Genomic DNA, 15,915 nt, shown 5'->3' with positions numbered 1-15,915 from the left:
GGAAAATTATTGTTTAGGGTTAATTTAAAATTTTTAATTTAATCGATGTATGATGGTATTCCTTTAAGAGAGAAATTAAGCAGTTAGCCTTTGCTAATCGCTCTTTTATTAGAGCTATTTAACTGTCGTTGTTAAGATGAATATCCGCATAAGAATCTTTATATTTAGGAAGGAATAAAAAATGAAAAAAATCGTATCAACACTATGTATAGCTGGAGTGACTTTAACTATTTTAGGAGCATGTCCTCAAAGTAGTTATGCTCATCTCGATCAAATTGATTTAAATGAGAATGATCCTATTACTGCAAGATGGTCTGCAGAAGCTCCGTATCATTCTGATAAAAGTACACATTTATGGATTGCAAAACAAGCTATTGAAATTATGAAAACAGAATCTAATATTGAAGCAAATAAGCAGGCTGTGGACTTTTTAAATTATCCACAATATAAAGATCTATTTTCTAAAGGATTATATGATGCAGATTATAATGCAGAGTTTAATGATGGTGGAACAGGAATAGGCGGCGTTTTTAAAGGCGGATGGAAATCTCATTTTTATGATCCTGATACTAAAGAAAATTATAGAGGAGAAACAAATCCAACGGCTCTTACACAAGGTAAGAAATACTTTTATGAATCTGGAGAACACTTACGAAATAAGGACTATGAAAAAGCTTTCTATTACTTAGGAGTAGCCACGCACTACTTTACAGATGCTACCCAACCTATGCATGCAGCAAATTTTACTGCAATTGATACGAGAGCTATAAAATATCATAGCTACTTTGAAAATTATGTTACAACCATTCAAAATCAATTTGCAGTCAATACTGGAGGGAATTATAACAATTCTCTATCCACACCTGAAGAATGGATTGATTATGCAGCCCGAGTAGCTAAACCTGAAATCCAAAATATTACTAATGATAAAACATTTAAGTATTATAATAGTGGTAAGGCACAATTGTGGCAAGAAATGGTTACCCCAGCTGTGCAGCGAAGCTTAGGAGAAGCTCAGCGCAATACAGCAGGTTTCTTAAATCTGTGGTTTAAAACTTTTACTGAAAATGTAAAATCTCCAAGTATAGAGACTGCATTAATCTATGATATAGAAGGAAACGTCATAGAAGCAGGGAGAAACTATTATATCGTACCAAGTGAATCTCCTTATCAAGGTCTAACATTTGAATGGTATATGGCAAATCGTTACGATTATGTCACACTTGCAAATAAAGAAAACAATGGTTTATCTGGTACACCTATGGAATTTGAATTCTACAAAGAAAATGATGCAAAGCTACACCACGGGGAGAGTATATATCTTCGCATGAAGCACTCAAATTACGACCAATTCCAATATTTAAATTGGTCTAATTATTCTAGTTGGATTCACCTTGCTCAAAAATCTGATAGTTTAGCTGATTTTAAAATTAAAATTAACCTGGACAATCCTACAGAATATAATATTTTTACAGATGACTATCCATTAAATTATGAGAATATAAATGCAAAGAAAAATTGGATTGTACTAGGTGAAAAAAAACAAAAACCTAGCTCATGGAAGTTTATCCCTGTTAGATAACCTAAAAAGAAAAGCACTCGTCCTTAATCAGAACGAGTGTTTTTTATCATTTTAACCAAGAAGGCTCCTTTCTCAAGGAACGCGAAGAGAGTAGGCGGGAGATGAGTTGGCTTCGGACAAGGGATGGCAGGAAGCCATCTTAATCAATTCAAAGATAAATATTATATATAACCAAACATATGCAATATCTTCTAAAAAGGTATCCATAATTCCCTTATTTCATCAAAAACCCATATTTGATGAAATAATAATTAAATCACTGAATACATTCGACAAAAATCTACTGTTTACGCATTGGGAATTTAATGTTTTAATAAAGTTGTAATTGGTATGACCATTATGGAAGAAGAATATGAAAAGCCTTCATCTATCCTAGAAGCTAGATGAAAAAACTATATAAAGTTCAAAAAAATGGTGTTATCTATATCGTACAATCAATAAATATGGACGTATATTAGATATTTAACTTCGAAAATAGCGAAGTTTTTTGAAATCCACAGACTTTCAAAATCGGGGTCATACTTCTCTTACGATTAAAGGAATTGAAACGCTTCATGCTCTATATAAACGAAACCGAAGTTTGCGACTAAACTTTGGTTTTTCAACGTGTAGTGAGTTACAGTGATTCCTTACTATTAATAAAAAGTGTTATAGGTTTGTTAATTTACACAATGAATACTTTTTTACATTTTACAGTAGTTGAACTACTCACCACTTAACGTCCTAACGGACTGTTTGAAGTGGGAGATTCCTGCGAACACCAATTATCCACCGGTTATCTTAGCAGGCTCTACCCGTAGTCCCTACGGTGAGAACATAAGTATCTTGTACGTTGACTCACCACACTCCCTACTTTAGCTTGGTTTTCGCAACTTCAGCAAGTGTGGGCGATAGAACGTTGAAGATTTTACGGTTGCAACGTTTTTCTGCAACCAACCTCATATCTTCAGTTTTCAAAGAGCAATCTGTACAAGTAAATGATAGCAAACATGTTGGCCTATGCCAACCGACATTCATCTCCCACCTAAAATTGGTGTTTCACACCTTCACATTTTTGAGGAAGGAGTCTTCTGTCGGAAAACGATAAAAACTATATTTAAAATAGGATGGATGAGTTTTGACATATATGAAAAATGATTTCTCTAAAATCAACTTTAACAGTTTAGAAGAGTTTGCGGACACAATTAGTGAGATTCTACAATGCCCAGTTACAATTGAAGATGTGAATCATCGACTTCTGGCATATAGTACTCATGACGAAAGAATAGACTCCGCGAGAGTTGCAACTATTATGGGAAGACGTGTACCTGAAAAAGTAATTAATAGTTTGTGGAAAGAAGGCATTATTCCTGAACTTTTGAAAAAACGTGAACCTATTCGTATAAAGAAGATAGATGGTGTTGGTCTCAGTAACAGGGTTGCTATCTCTATTTGGAACAAAGAGGAAGTTTTGGGGTTCATCTGGGCTATGGAAGACGAACATCCCTTAACTGAGGAAAATTGCACCTTGCTGAAAAAAGCTGCGGAGGCCATAAAAAGTAAATTAATACAGATTCAAGCTCGTAAAAATATAAAGGGCGAACAATCACAAGAATTTTTATGGAAATTATTGACCAATCATATAAAAGTAAATGAAGAGATTATTGAAAATTTCCATCGACTGCACATTACTCCTGCATCTGTATTTACTATCATCGTATTCCAGTTTGAACAGACAATTATAAATGAAATAGAAAGACAGATTTCTTATTTGTTAAAAACAAGCCAACATTTCGAAGGTTTACTTGGCACAATAGATCGTAATCGATTAATTCTTCTTATTCCATTAGATGGTGTTAATCGACCGTCCAATGAAATCAACAATTTCGTTGAAATGTTTGTGCATAAAATGGAAAAACGATTTGGAATTAAGTCTATCAAGCCAGCGTTCAGTAGTGTTTATAGTGATTATCAAAAAGTTGATAAAGCTTATAAAGAGGCTCTAACTGTTTTATCTATAAAGGAAAAATTCCCTTGCGACACAGCAAATATCTACGGATATCAAAATATGGGTATTTATCAATTGATTGACCTTCTCCTTGAGAAAAGAAAATGTGAAGAGTATGAAAATCAAGCGTTACAAAAGCTGTATGATTATGACCATAAGTATAATTGTGATCTTGTTGAGACGTTGGAAACCTTTCTGAACAAAGACTGCAATGTGGGGGAGGTAGCAAAATCTTTAAATATTCATCCGAATACATTAAGTTATAGACTTAAACGTATTTGTGAAATCAGTGAGATTGATTTAAAAGATCCAAATAAAAAAATGATTATGTTCTTGGATCTTAAACTAAAAAAATTCTTGTAGCAGCATCCTTTTGTGGAATTCCACAAAAGGATGCTGCATTTTTCTTTTTTTTCAACAATGAAAAAAGATTTTTAATACCCTATACTTGGACTACAACTAAGTTACACAAAGATAAGTACAGGGGGGAAATCATTTCATGATTATTGGAGTTCCAAAGGAAATTAAAAATAATGAAAACCGTGTTGCACTTACACCTGCAGGAGTTCTTACGTTTGTAAAGGCTGGACATAAAGTACTGATTGAAACAAATGCTGGTGTCGAAAGTGGGTTTAGAAATGTAGATTATGCATATGCGGGTGCAGAAATTATTCAAAGTGCTGCAGAAGTATGGAGACAATCAGAAATGATTATGAAAGTAAAAGAGCCCCTCATCAGTGAATACACATACTTTCGTCCTGAGTTAATTCTATTCACTTACTTGCATTTGGCTGCAGAGCCAGCTTTAGCTCAAGCTCTTAAAGATAATGGCGTTACTGCAATTGCTTACGAAACTGTAGAAGTGAATCATACACTTCCTCTTCTTACACCAATGAGTGAGGTAGCTGGACGAATGTCTGTGCAAATTGGCGCACAATTCCTACAGAAATCAAATGGTGGACAAGGGATTCTTCTGGCAGGTGTTCCCGGTGTAAATCGTGGGAAAATCGCTATTCTCGGAGGAGGGATTGTAGGAACAAATGCTGCGAAAATGGCAATTGGCCTAGGTGCTGATGTAACAATTATTGACTTGAATGCAGAAAGGTTACGCCAACTGGATGACATTTTTGGTACTCAAATCAAAACATTGATGTCCAACCCGTTTAACATCGCGGAAACAGTAAAACAAGCAGATTTATTAATTAGTGCTGTTTTAATTCCTGGTGCAAAAGCACCTAAGCTAGTTACAGAAGAAATGGTAAGGGCAATGAAAACCGGTTCTGTAATCGTGGATGTAGCCATTGATCAAGGTGGGGCCGTGGAAACTTGCGATCATGTTACAACGCATGATAACCCGACATTCGAAAAGCATGGAGTACTTCACTACTCTGTTGCGAATATGCCAGGGGCAGTTCCAAGAACTTCCACCATCGCTTTAACTAATGTAACACTTCCATATGCTTTACAAATCGCCAATAAGGGTGTGCAAGAAGCAATCTTTGAAAACAATGCATTAAAACTCGGTGTAAACATGCTGAACGGTGAAGTTATATGTGAAGTGGTTGCAAAAGAACTCGGCTATGCTTGTGTTTCTATAGAAGAAGCTCTTGCGAAAAAATAAACCAAATTAACATGAGCCTTTCATGTATTAAATAAGATGAAAAAAGAAGCTAAGTTGTTGTCATTTGATTTAAGAAATTAGCGGTAAAATAGTTAAACTATCTGAATCCCTCAAGAAGATTGGATAGAATTATTATCTAATCTTCTTGTATTATAAGAAAGCTTTAATCGATTTAATAGTTAATATAAACATATCAGGAATCGTTTTCATATCCGTTAATGAAGTTTTAAAAATTATATGAAGGATAAACGTCTTTTCCTCCAAATACTTCAAAAGGATTATCTGTAAATCGTATCAACGCGGAAAAACACCCTCAATGTAGCTTTGGACATTGTATATATCCTCAACAACTTATATCTCTTCTATTAAAAAGAGAAAAATTATTACTTTGATTTGTTATTTATTAACGTCATAGCAAATCAAATGTGAATCACATAATAAAATTAATATATGCAGCGAAAGGGATTACTATTATGAGAAATACTACTAATATACAACGTATATCTATTACAATTATAGCAATTATTGCAGTAGTAGCTTGCTATTTTATGTATCAATCTCTTACTTCACCAGCAAGATCCGTAACGAAGCAAGAGAATTCAGTGCAATTAGCAAGTGAACAAGCCAAAAATGAAATAAAGAAAGAAGCACCAAAGCGCTTTAATGGCCAAGAGAGAAAAGTTGCTTATCTTACTTTTGATGATGGACCTGGTAAATATACAGCTGAGTTGTTAGACATCCTACGACAAAATGGCGCGGAAGCAACATTTTTTTTAATTGGTGAAAACGTGAAGCAGTTTCCGGATTTAGTGAAACGAGAGAAAGAAGAAGGCCATTATGTGGGCATGCACAGTATGACACATAACTTTAAGAAATTATATACCGATGGTGAGTATGTAAATGAAATGAGGGAAGATCAAAATTTAATAGCAAATATTTTGAAGGAATCTCCCAAATTAACACGTCCACCATATGGCTCCATGCCAGGACTAAATGAAGAACTTCGCAATAAAGCAGTAGAAGCTGGTTTTACAGTTTGGGATTGGACAATTGACTCTTTAGATTGGAAGTATAACAAGATGCCAATTGATTCAGCTTCAGCTCAAATTGTTCAAAATGTACTAGCAGGTGCAACAGAACCACAAGAAGTTATTTTAATGCATGATATTCATCCGCATTCTGTTGCTGCTGTACCAGCTATCATAAAAGGATTAAAAGAAAAAGGATATGAACTTGAAGCGTATCATGAAGAGGAACATTTTCCAGTAAATTTTTGGCACGATAAACGTATTTGACATTGTAGGAGGGATTGAAATTGATTAATAGAAAAGCGATCCTAATAGGAATCATATCAATTGGATTTCTAGGGGGATGTTTAGGAGCAAAGTCAGAAGAGAAATTATACGTTGCTTTTGAAAAGGCAGCAAATCAAGAAAAAACGTTATCTGATAATGTAAAAAAATTAGAGCAGTTAGAAGCAAAGGGACAAGAATTGTATAATCAAATTATACAGAAAGGACAAGAGAATAATGAGGAAGCACTACCCCAAGTAGAACAAGCTGTTGCAAATGTATCTGAACGTGAGAAAGAATTAGATAATGAAGCAGATGTATTAGAAAAAGCACAAAAAGAAGTAACATCAGTTCTTAATGATATAAATAAAATCGAGGATAAAAAATTACAAGAACAAGCCAAAACAGTAGAAAAAGCTTATAAAAAACGTTATGATGCTTTTCTAAAAATGAATGGAAGTTACAAAAAATCATTAGTAATTGAAAAGGAACTTTATGAAAAGCTAAAAGAAAAAGAAACAAAACTAAAAGAGATTAGTGAGAAAGTTAAAGCTTACAATGTAATAAATGAAGAAACACTAAAGGAAAAAGAAAAGTTCAATCAATATACTACAGAGTATAATAAGGAGAAATTAAATTTTTATAAAGATGCGAAGATAAAAATAAAAGAGCAAAAGCCAGAGAAATAGTTATGAATTTAAGTATCTTGAAATTCTTCTATCTATAGACTAATCAAAATTTTACACCGAGCTTCTTATATTGAAAATCTGTAAAAAGGATAAATTGGGATTGTGAAATATTAGAAGGGGGTACTCTAGTACTAGTTTAACTAAATGATATAATCTAAAAGTCGAAAAAGCATTTTATAATGCTCTTTCGACTTTTTGGCTTGGTAACAAAGAATAAAATTACAAATTAAGGAATTTCTATATAAAAGTTTCGTTGTATAGATGTACTTTTTCTCATATTCATAGAGTTTTCATTTGTTTTCTGTTGATAATTACTTATGAGAAAAAGTAACCAAACATATCAGCAAAGTTTAAGGGAGGATTATACATGCCCACACAATTAAAGAAAAATAATCGTTATATGGTCGGATTAGATAGTTTAAGAGGACTGGCTATACTAGGTGTCGTGTTATATCACGTCAACTATAAATGGATACCTGGAGGATTCCTGGGCGTTACAGTCTTCTTTGTGCTCTCTGGTTATTTAATTACCGATCTTCTTGCTACTGAGTGGGAGAAATATAAAAGAATTGATTTAAAAAATTTCTGGATACGTAGGGCAAGAAGATTACTTCCAGGAATGTTTGTTATGCTCATTATCGTTTTTGCATGGGTGACGTTATTTCATAACTCCTTACTAGGAAAAATGCGGGGAGATTCGTTAGCAGCAGTATTATATATTAGTAACTGGTGGTACATTTATCATAAATTATCATATTTCGATAACTTTGGCCAACCTACTCCTTTAAATCATTTTTGGTCGTTGGCCGTTGAAGAGCAATTTTATGTATTCTGGCCATTCATACTTAGCTTAGGATTCTACTACATAAAAAAACGATCACGTATGACACTATTTATTTTTTTAGGAGCAATTGCTTCAGCAATTGCAATGGCTGTACTGTATGAACCAGGAAGTGATCCAAGTAGAGTTTATTATGGTACCGATACAAGAGCGTTTTCTCTATTAATAGGGGCAGTACTCGCTCTACTTTGGCCAAGTAATAGACTTTCTAATAAAATTATTCCGTCAGCCCGTCTTGTTTTAGATGTAGTTGGGGGAATCGCTTTAATTATTATTTTAATTATGTTTTGGGAGACAAATCAATATGACTCATTCCTATATCGTGGAGGAATGTTATTTTTATCAGTTGTTACTGCTTTATTAGTAGCCAACCTTGCTCATCCAACTAGCAGAATTAGTGTGCTTTTAAGGTTTAAACCATTACGTTGGATTGGTATTCGGTCCTATGGAATATACCTTTGGCATTATCCGATTATCACATTGACGAGCTCGCAAGCTAGTACAGAAGGACCTCATCTTACTAAAGCTATTTTTCAAGTTTTTTTGATTCTAATTATGGCACATCTTTCGTGGAAGTTTATTGAAAATCCAATTCGTCAAGGTGCATTGAAGAATCTTCGTTTAAAGGACTTGAAAATAAGAGACTTATCATTCGTTAATAGAGTTGCTTTAGCATGTACAATATTCCTCTCCATAACAGTTATCTTTGGTTTCTCAACAGCCGGCAAAGTAAAAGACAATTCTAAACAAGTTAGGACAGAGGCGGTACAAGTGAAAAAAAATGAGGAACCTGCTCATCCAGTTACTAAGGAAGAGAAACCGGTTGATAAAACATTAGAGGACGAAAATAAAGATTCCTCTAAACAAATTAAACAACCTAAAACTGTTACAGCCATTGGTGATTCAATTATGATCGATATCTCTCCATATTTAAAAGATGCTTTTCCTAATATTACTATTGATGCGAAAATTGGAAGACAGATGTCTCAAGCATTGGAGATAGTAGAGGGAATGAAAAAGGAAGGCACTTTAGGAAGGCATGTTATTATTGGATTAGGTACAAATGGGGCATTTACTACTGAGCAACTAGAATCGTTAATTCAGTTAATAGGTGATGAACGTGAAATTGTATTAGTTAATACTAGAATACCTCGTCCGTGGGAGTCCGTAGTTAATGAGAAATTAAAAGAAGTCTCTTCCAAATTTCCAAATACTGTGCTAGTTGATTGGTATGCAGCAAGTGCTGAAAATCAATCATATTTCGAACCAGATGGAATTCATTTAAATCCAACAGGAGCAAAAGAATACGCTTCACTTGTTGTTCAGCATATAGATAGGTAATTTGATTCTCGTCTAGATAATTTACCATTCATTTTATTTTTAAAATAGAGGTAGTCAAAACGTCTTTTTGTTATATCTATCAATAGGATTTAGCTGTAAAACAAGTTATTTAACTCCATAATTAACTAAACTCAAGGTTTGTTATAATAAAGAACATAAGCATGTTATTAGTTTAGAATAGAATTTAATCAGAAAAATTTATTTCCTTGATTTTACGTCAAACAAAAAGACTCCATTTTGAAAAAGATTAATCAAAATGGAGTCTTTTTGTGCTAATCAGTATATACATCAGAACAATTTTGTTACATTCGTATTCTTTTAAGTCTATATTTTCTGTTTCTATGTAATTTAGAAATATCTTGTGCTAAAAACGTAATTGTAATGATAACTAATACAAGATTAACGATAAAAGTCGTTATTACAATTCTATCTGTCAAAGAGAAAAAGGAGACATACATGAAGAAAATTACAGTAATGAAAGGAATACTTTGTCTCATTCGTTTGATAGAATTTGTTTTTTTCTTATCATAATATGTCATAATTGTGCCTATAATTAATAGTACAGGGGCAGTAATAAAGATTCCAATCCACCCAAATCCTTTTTTAATAAACCAAGGAAAAAATGGCACATTTGTGGAGCAAATAAATAGGGTAGTTACTAAAGTGAATAGTTGAATGAGTGTTAGGGTTATAGTTAAATTGGCTTGTTTCATCTTTTTACACCTCCTAATGAACCTGTATATAAAATTATAAATAATTAATATGTTTTTATATTATTACAGTGGAAGTTTTATCAAGAATAAAAAGGTTAGCTAATCTCCTACTTACTAATAAAACGATTCCTGATAATGCTTCTAACTGTTTTTGTTTATCACTAGTAGTAGTAACCAGGTGATACATTTTCTCCTCATTGTTTTCTTCCATTCCACCTATATCCCTTTCCCCATACAGTAAGGAGAAATTGAGGATTCGAAGGACTAGGTTCGATCTTCTGACGAAGACGACTGATATTCACATCTACTACTTTTGTGTCACTTAAACAATTTATACCCCATATTTTATTTAAGAGTTCATCACGTGGAATTGGTTTTATGGAATTTTCCATTAAATATCGTAAAATAATATACTCTGTTGGAGTTAAGTCAATTTTTATCCCATCCTTATATAATTTTTCTTGCAGAATATTTAATTTAAATGGTTCTGAGTGAATCGATGCCATATCCTTTTTAGTTTCTTTTACTCTTCTTAGCAATGATTGTACACGTGCTACTAATTCATTTATACTAAATGGCTTTTTAATATAATCATCTGCCCCAATTGTCAAACCGTGAACCTGATCTTTACCTTGCACACGTGACGTTAACATGATAATACCAATCTTCTCGTTGTTTTTTCGTATTTGTTTGCATACCTGAAAACCATCTATTCCTGGTAACATAACATCAAGTATTATAATATCAACATTATGATTTTCTAGAAGATCAAGAGCTTTTTCACCTGTATCGGTTTCTAGAACATTGAAACCAGCATGCTTCATCTTTAAAGTAATAAAACTACGAATTGTTATCTCATCATCTAATACTAAAATTGTTGTCATACTCTCTGCTCCTTTATTTTCGTTGATAATCAGCCATGGATTTGATAAAAGATTTAGGATTCTGGTAGTTGGAGTTTTTGTGGAATTTCATATACATGCTCTCTTGTTTTAACTGCCGCTTCATAATTTTTGATCTTTGGCCATTCCTTATGATCAAAGGTATAAACTTCAAGCCACGTTTTATCTGTATCAGTATAAAAAAACGTTGAGTAGTTCAATGTAATTAGAGTATAGAGTGTTCAAAACGTTTTTTCATTGTTAAGAAGGGAGAAAAATACATCTCACTTTTGTGGAATTACACAAAAACTTTATTTAATCAATTGCATCCTGAACACCCTGAACCAATACTCTATTATTATTTTGCTACTGTTGTTTTCTATATGTATTACCTTCTAGCGGGTACCATATATGTCTATCAACCTAAGAACCTAATAAAAAAACGTTATTCTTTCTAAACAAGATTATTAGAAAGAATAACGTTTTTTATGAATCTTTTGATTTAAGAGGGATTACCAGTATTTGCTGAAGATCTGCGAAGACATTTAACTCATTCTATTTTGGAAGAACTCACAAAAGACTTAGGTTTTATAATCTGAAAGGATCATGTTTTACAACTCATAAGACATGTCTTCAAACCTTCGTGGCCTTATTATAAACATCGCATCTTTTTTCAAAGCATCGTGACTTTATTTAAAAGCGACACCATTATTCTGAAGAGGTGGATACCTCTCATATATATAAAAATGACGTAGAACATATTCTACGTCATTTTTATATAAACACTTTAAAGGATTAGGGGCCTTACATTTTGACTTTTTTTACATATCTGAATGAATTAAATTTATATTACCCGTTTAAGTGAGCCTGTAAAAGCAAAGGATATTGTAGTAGCTGTATTCTTTGCTTCAACTTTCCTGAATTATATAAATTTAAATTCGCTGTTTGTTTACAGATTTTGTAGCCATCAGAGTAGGTTCTAGGGTGTATTTACTTGATATAACACTGCTACGAATATTTGGAATCAGAGTCATTAGCGAGATTACATTTTTGAGATACTGCTTATTCTTCGCTTCAAGAGATATTTGTCCCAAACTTATTTTAAAATCCCTAACTTACTTCAATTTTCAATACACCTTTAACACTAAAACCAACCAATTTATACCCACTATATGAGCCAAAGATAGTGAGTATAAATTGTCATATCTGTTTTAACTTTAAATTGCATCTCATACCTTAGACTTTTGCAGAAATTCATGCTGATTGACAAGGTGTCACTCTTTTTATTGACTTTTTTTGGTGAAATTTTGCGCTCCAGAATTATTTAAACGTTAAGCATGACAAGTTTTAATAAAGAACTCCAATAATTCCATAATAGGAACTTAAATAAAGGTTCTTCCATAGTGTTTCTAAATATTTTTTTGCTTCACTGTACCCCATGAATTTCAAAACACAATAAAATCTAATTGTATATTGAAGAGGTGTTACTTGTTTGGTTTGAGGTAATACCACAGATGATACTTTTTGCTTTTTCACTTATCGAATAATCTACAACACATACATACTTATTAAATATTTACTAAGCTTAAATTATAGATACAAAAAAACTGAAATTTACTTCTTTTGTATCTTATAGAATGTAAGGACCTTACATCCAAAATTAAAACATTTATTTTTCGATAAGTAAATGATGAAACCTTATTTGTAATCATTTGTTACCTTTAATTGAACTACTCACCACTTAACGTCCTAACGGATTGTTTAAAGTGGGAGATTCCTGCGAAAACCGATGTATCCACCGGTTATCTTAGCAGGCTCTACCCGTAGTCCCTACGGTGAGAACATAAGTATTTTGTACGTTGACGCACCACACTCCCTACTTTAGCTTGGTTTTCGCAACTTCGGCAAGCGTGGGGCGATAGAACGTTGAAGATTTTACGGTTGCAAAGTCTTTCTGCAACCAACCTCATATCTTCAGTTTTCGAAGAGCAATCTGTACAAGTAAATGCCAGCAAACATGTTGGCCTATGCGAACTTACATTCAGCTCCCACCTAAAAGTGTTGTTTCACACCTTCATATTTTTGAGGGGGAGTCTTCTGGAAGAAAATGATAAAGTTTATATTGCAATTGCTGAAAATAAGCATGTATGCATTTCATATCAAATACAAAATATGTTCCGAATGGGAGAATTATGATTAAATGCTGAAAAGGTAACAACTTTGTTACTTTTTGTTGATATTTGTCGATTTGAATGTTATATTCATAACAACAAAGAAAGAGTAAACAAAAAACCCTTATCAAGTGATATTTCAGAATTTTTAGTTTTCTCTACCTATGTACTTCTTGTGTCGAAGAAGTTTGTGCATTTTTTTCCACTCTTTCTTTGTTCACCCTACATAAGAAAACAATCTGTTTTTATACAGGTTGTTTTTTTTTGCGTTATAACGTCCAGCAAAAACATGGAGTGGCTTTGCAATATGTTTTATAATTAGACTTGTAGTTTACTTCAATTACGGTTAAAAAAATAATACCTTACAAAAGGGACAAAAGGAAAATGCAGTATAATGAAAAGGCTGTTGTCCCATTAGGACAGCAGTTTTTGTCGTACTGGTACAAAAAATAATATCACTGTCTATACTGAAAGTAATGAAAGAAGTACGTCACTTTTTTCATTATTAGGATATGGTTTGTAAGGGGTTATGATTAAATGCCGAAAAAGTAACAATTATGTTACCTTTTGTTGATATATGTCTTTTTGATGCTATATTCATAATAACAAAGAAAGAGTAAACAGAAACCCTAACTAGTATGATATCAGAATTCTTAGTTCTATCTAATCGATCTACTTTTTGTGCTTTATAAGTTTGTGTCTTTTTGCCATTCTTTCTTTGTTTTACCCTTAAATGAAAACAATCTGTTTTATACAGGTTGTTTTCTTTTTGTAAAAATATAATTTATTTTATTATTTTAAGGTATTTGTTTTAGCAAGACATGTACTATGAATTATAATGTTCATTGTTTATTTATCCTATAATTATTATATAATAATTATAGGGTTTTATTTTAAAAAGAGATTTTTACTAATGATTTATATATATAATATATCTAGTATGTTATCTTTTTCTTTTTTAAGGAACAAAAAGTTGCTGTCCTAAAGGACAACAACTTTTTTCTATACTGGTGCAAAAAAATTAATAATTTCATTGAGCAAGAGAATCATTATTTAAATTGTCTGGGTTTCAAAACTTCGCTATGATTCTCGTATAATAAACATACATAAATCGGTAATATAGATCAAGGTATTGGTTCGCACTACTGATTTTTATAATACTGCTCGTCCATTAATTGGTTGAACTGGTCGGTTATTCGTTGGGAATAATTTATGGAACACTTTAATTTGTTTTTTGGACATCTCTATTGTCTGTTTCATCACAATCCATTGGACATTTTCAGTACAAGGAGGTGTGGTCAAAGACCCCATGTAACGGAAGGATGAATGATCAGAAGGAAGAATCTGTTTTATATCAATGGTATGTTGCACATCGGCCTTTATATTTTTTCTGTGCGGGAGATTTTGCCACATAGCTGCAAAACCTTCGTTTTTTTGTCCTTCTTTGATCATAATACCAACTACTGCTAACTGACCTTGATCATTTTGATGGACTAGATGTAATTCCATATCTGCATGTTTTCCTTCAAATTGGTGCTCACTTGGTGTATGAAAATGGAATTGTTTTAATGTGTAACGATTTTCTCCTAGCGTGAGATAATCATCAGAACTATTTGCTTTTCCCTCAATACTATGCCCATTATTTTTAATAGAAAATGATATTGGTTGATAGTTTATTTGCAAAAGATTATTATCAACTGTTGATTTTATTTGTTCTGTTTGGATATCTATCGGAGATTGTTCTTGCCCATTTAAACACATATTGTATTCTGGTTTCAATTCTCCCCAGTGCTCTGGACCAGTAGTCCCTTTATATGACCACTGCGTATTTTCCTTCGTAGATTGTTTTTGCGGAGCCTCTTGTTTTGCTGTGTTACATCCCATCAATACTACACTCATTGTTAATATAAGGGGAGTTTTATAAACAAACTTTAAGCCTTTCATACTGTTTCCTCCTTAGTTGATAAAACATTGTATTTAAAGAATATTGCTTGTAACTAAAGGTTCTGTTACAAATTCGCCAAAAATATTAAGAATTTAGAGAAGCATTCCTCGATTGTTATGCAATTTAAGTTATTAAATAGAAAAATGGAATACGGAAACTATACAGTTAATTTACGCGAAAAGGAATAACTATGCTTCTTACCCAAGTTAGAAAATCTTTATACAAAGTCAGGTTGCAGGCGATAATTTTTAAATACTATGAGAAATGGAAGTAAGAGCATATTACATTTCTATCGTTCTATTTGTCTTCATGTAGTACTAAATAGAATAACTTCTTACCCATACCCATACCCAAAATCGATTATGTAATCTAATTATGATTCAAATTACTTAACCTGGTCATATTTAGTTGGCATTCCTGTATTCATTCCGAAGCATGGATGTTTTATCATTCTTATATTCATCATCCTCATTCCTAATTGATATTGACTTTCATTTTATATTTATTATAATTATATATAAATTATTAAAAAAAAATCAATATAGATTTATATTCTTTGATGTGATACTATGTATTTCTGGTTATGTTGAAGAGTTTTCAACAATAAGTTATTTTCCTAAATCTACGAAATAGAGAAATCAGTTTAATTGGATCTACCTTCCATCAACATCAAGCTAAAAAACAACCCAAATATAAAAAGATTGAATTCTCAAGATGAAAATGTACAATTTTGTTTTAAGTGCGTCATAAAATTTTTAAGTTGATGGAGAGATAGGGTGACCTCTACTAGTTAGTGGTAATATTAGTTTGTGAAAAAAATGTCGAATTTGTGAGAATTTTGTGATTTTTTGT

9 protein-coding genes and 1 pseudogene are annotated in these 15,915 nt (G+C 32.4%); 7 read left to right on the top strand and 3 right to left on the bottom strand.

Annotated elements, in window-relative coordinates:
- Positions 1-181: 181 nt before the first annotated feature.
- The 7 genes and pseudogenes from A6J74_RS01110 to A6J74_RS01075 all read left to right on the top strand — a co-directional run bounded on the left by A6J74_RS01110 (position 182) and on the right by A6J74_RS01075 (position 9,353).
- Complete coding sequence (locus tag A6J74_RS01110; protein ID WP_000725198.1) at positions 182-1,582, top strand: zinc dependent phospholipase C family protein; 1,401 nt, start codon at positions 182-184, stop codon at positions 1,580-1,582.
- 478 nt (positions 1,583-2,060) lie between these two features.
- Positions 2,061-2,207 (top strand): annotated as a pseudogene (locus tag A6J74_RS30590) (IS6 family transposase); the annotation flags it as partial.
- Between the two features lie 501 nt (positions 2,208-2,708).
- Complete coding sequence (locus A6J74_RS01095) at positions 2,709-3,932, top strand: PucR family transcriptional regulator (protein ID WP_002040123.1); 1,224 nt, start codon at positions 2,709-2,711, stop codon at positions 3,930-3,932.
- A gap of 136 nt (positions 3,933-4,068) precedes the next feature.
- Positions 4,069-5,190, top strand: a complete 1,122-nt coding sequence (gene ald, locus A6J74_RS01090) for an alanine dehydrogenase (protein WP_080609224.1) — start codon at positions 4,069-4,071, stop codon at positions 5,188-5,190.
- 473 nt (positions 5,191-5,663) lie between these two features.
- Positions 5,664-6,485 carry a peptidoglycan-N-acetylglucosamine deacetylase gene (locus tag A6J74_RS01085; protein ID WP_080609222.1) on the top strand — a complete coding sequence of 274 codons (822 nt, stop codon included), beginning with the start codon at positions 5,664-5,666 and terminating at the stop codon, positions 6,483-6,485.
- A 20-nt stretch (positions 6,486-6,505) separates the two neighbouring features.
- Positions 6,506-7,171, top strand: coding sequence for a YkyA family protein (locus tag A6J74_RS01080; protein WP_000610466.1), 666 nt, complete (start codon positions 6,506-6,508; stop codon positions 7,169-7,171).
- A gap of 367 nt (positions 7,172-7,538) precedes the next feature.
- Positions 7,539-9,353: an acyltransferase family protein gene (locus tag A6J74_RS01075; RefSeq protein WP_080609220.1), complete on the top strand. Its 1,815-nt coding sequence runs from the start codon at positions 7,539-7,541 to the stop codon at positions 9,351-9,353.
- Between the two features lie 302 nt (positions 9,354-9,655).
- Here the strand turns inward: A6J74_RS01075 and A6J74_RS01070 are convergent, their stop codons facing one another.
- The 3 genes from A6J74_RS01070 to A6J74_RS01055 form a co-directional block, all read right to left on the bottom strand.
- Positions 9,656-10,066, bottom strand: a complete 411-nt coding sequence (locus A6J74_RS01070) for a hypothetical protein (protein WP_000806404.1) — start codon at positions 10,064-10,066, stop codon at positions 9,656-9,658.
- Positions 10,067-10,260: 194 nt separating this feature from the next.
- Entirely contained in the window at positions 10,261-10,950 is a 690-nt protein-coding gene (locus A6J74_RS01065) for a response regulator transcription factor (RefSeq protein WP_000207753.1), read from the bottom strand.
- A gap of 3,320 nt (positions 10,951-14,270) precedes the next feature.
- On the bottom strand, positions 14,271-15,062 hold the full coding sequence (locus A6J74_RS01055; RefSeq protein ID WP_080609216.1) for a carbonic anhydrase: 792 nt from the start codon (positions 15,060-15,062) through the stop codon (positions 14,271-14,273).
- Between the last annotated feature and the right edge of the window lie 853 nt (positions 15,063-15,915).

The sequence above is a fragment of the Bacillus sp. FDAARGOS_235 genome (genome assembly GCF_002073415.2).
Classification (GTDB): Bacteria; Bacillota; Bacilli; order Bacillales; family Bacillaceae_G; genus Bacillus_A; species Bacillus_A toyonensis.
This window is presented reverse-complemented; position numbering and strand designations above follow the sequence as displayed.

Bases quoted from the DNA above. Each gene is read 5' to 3' on its own strand.
- A6J74_RS01085 (WP_080609222.1), top strand. From the start codon at position 5,664: ATGAGAAATACTACTAATATACAACGTATATCTATTACAATTATAGCA.
- ald (WP_080609224.1), top strand. From the start codon at position 4,069: ATGATTATTGGAGTTCCAAAGGAAATTAAAAATAATGAAAACCGTGTT.
- A6J74_RS01070 (WP_000806404.1), bottom strand. From the start codon at position 10,066: ATGAAACAAGCCAATTTAACTATAACCCTAACACTCATTCAACTATTC.
- A6J74_RS01095 (WP_002040123.1), top strand. From the start codon at position 2,709: ATGAAAAATGATTTCTCTAAAATCAACTTTAACAGTTTAGAAGAGTTT.
- A6J74_RS01110 (WP_000725198.1), top strand. From the start codon at position 182: ATGAAAAAAATCGTATCAACACTATGTATAGCTGGAGTGACTTTAACT.
- A6J74_RS01075 (WP_080609220.1), top strand. From the start codon at position 7,539: ATGCCCACACAATTAAAGAAAAATAATCGTTATATGGTCGGATTAGAT.
- A6J74_RS01065 (WP_000207753.1), bottom strand. From the start codon at position 10,950: ATGACAACAATTTTAGTATTAGATGATGAGATAACAATTCGTAGTTTT.
- A6J74_RS01055 (WP_080609216.1), bottom strand. From the start codon at position 15,062: ATGAAAGGCTTAAAGTTTGTTTATAAAACTCCCCTTATATTAACAATG.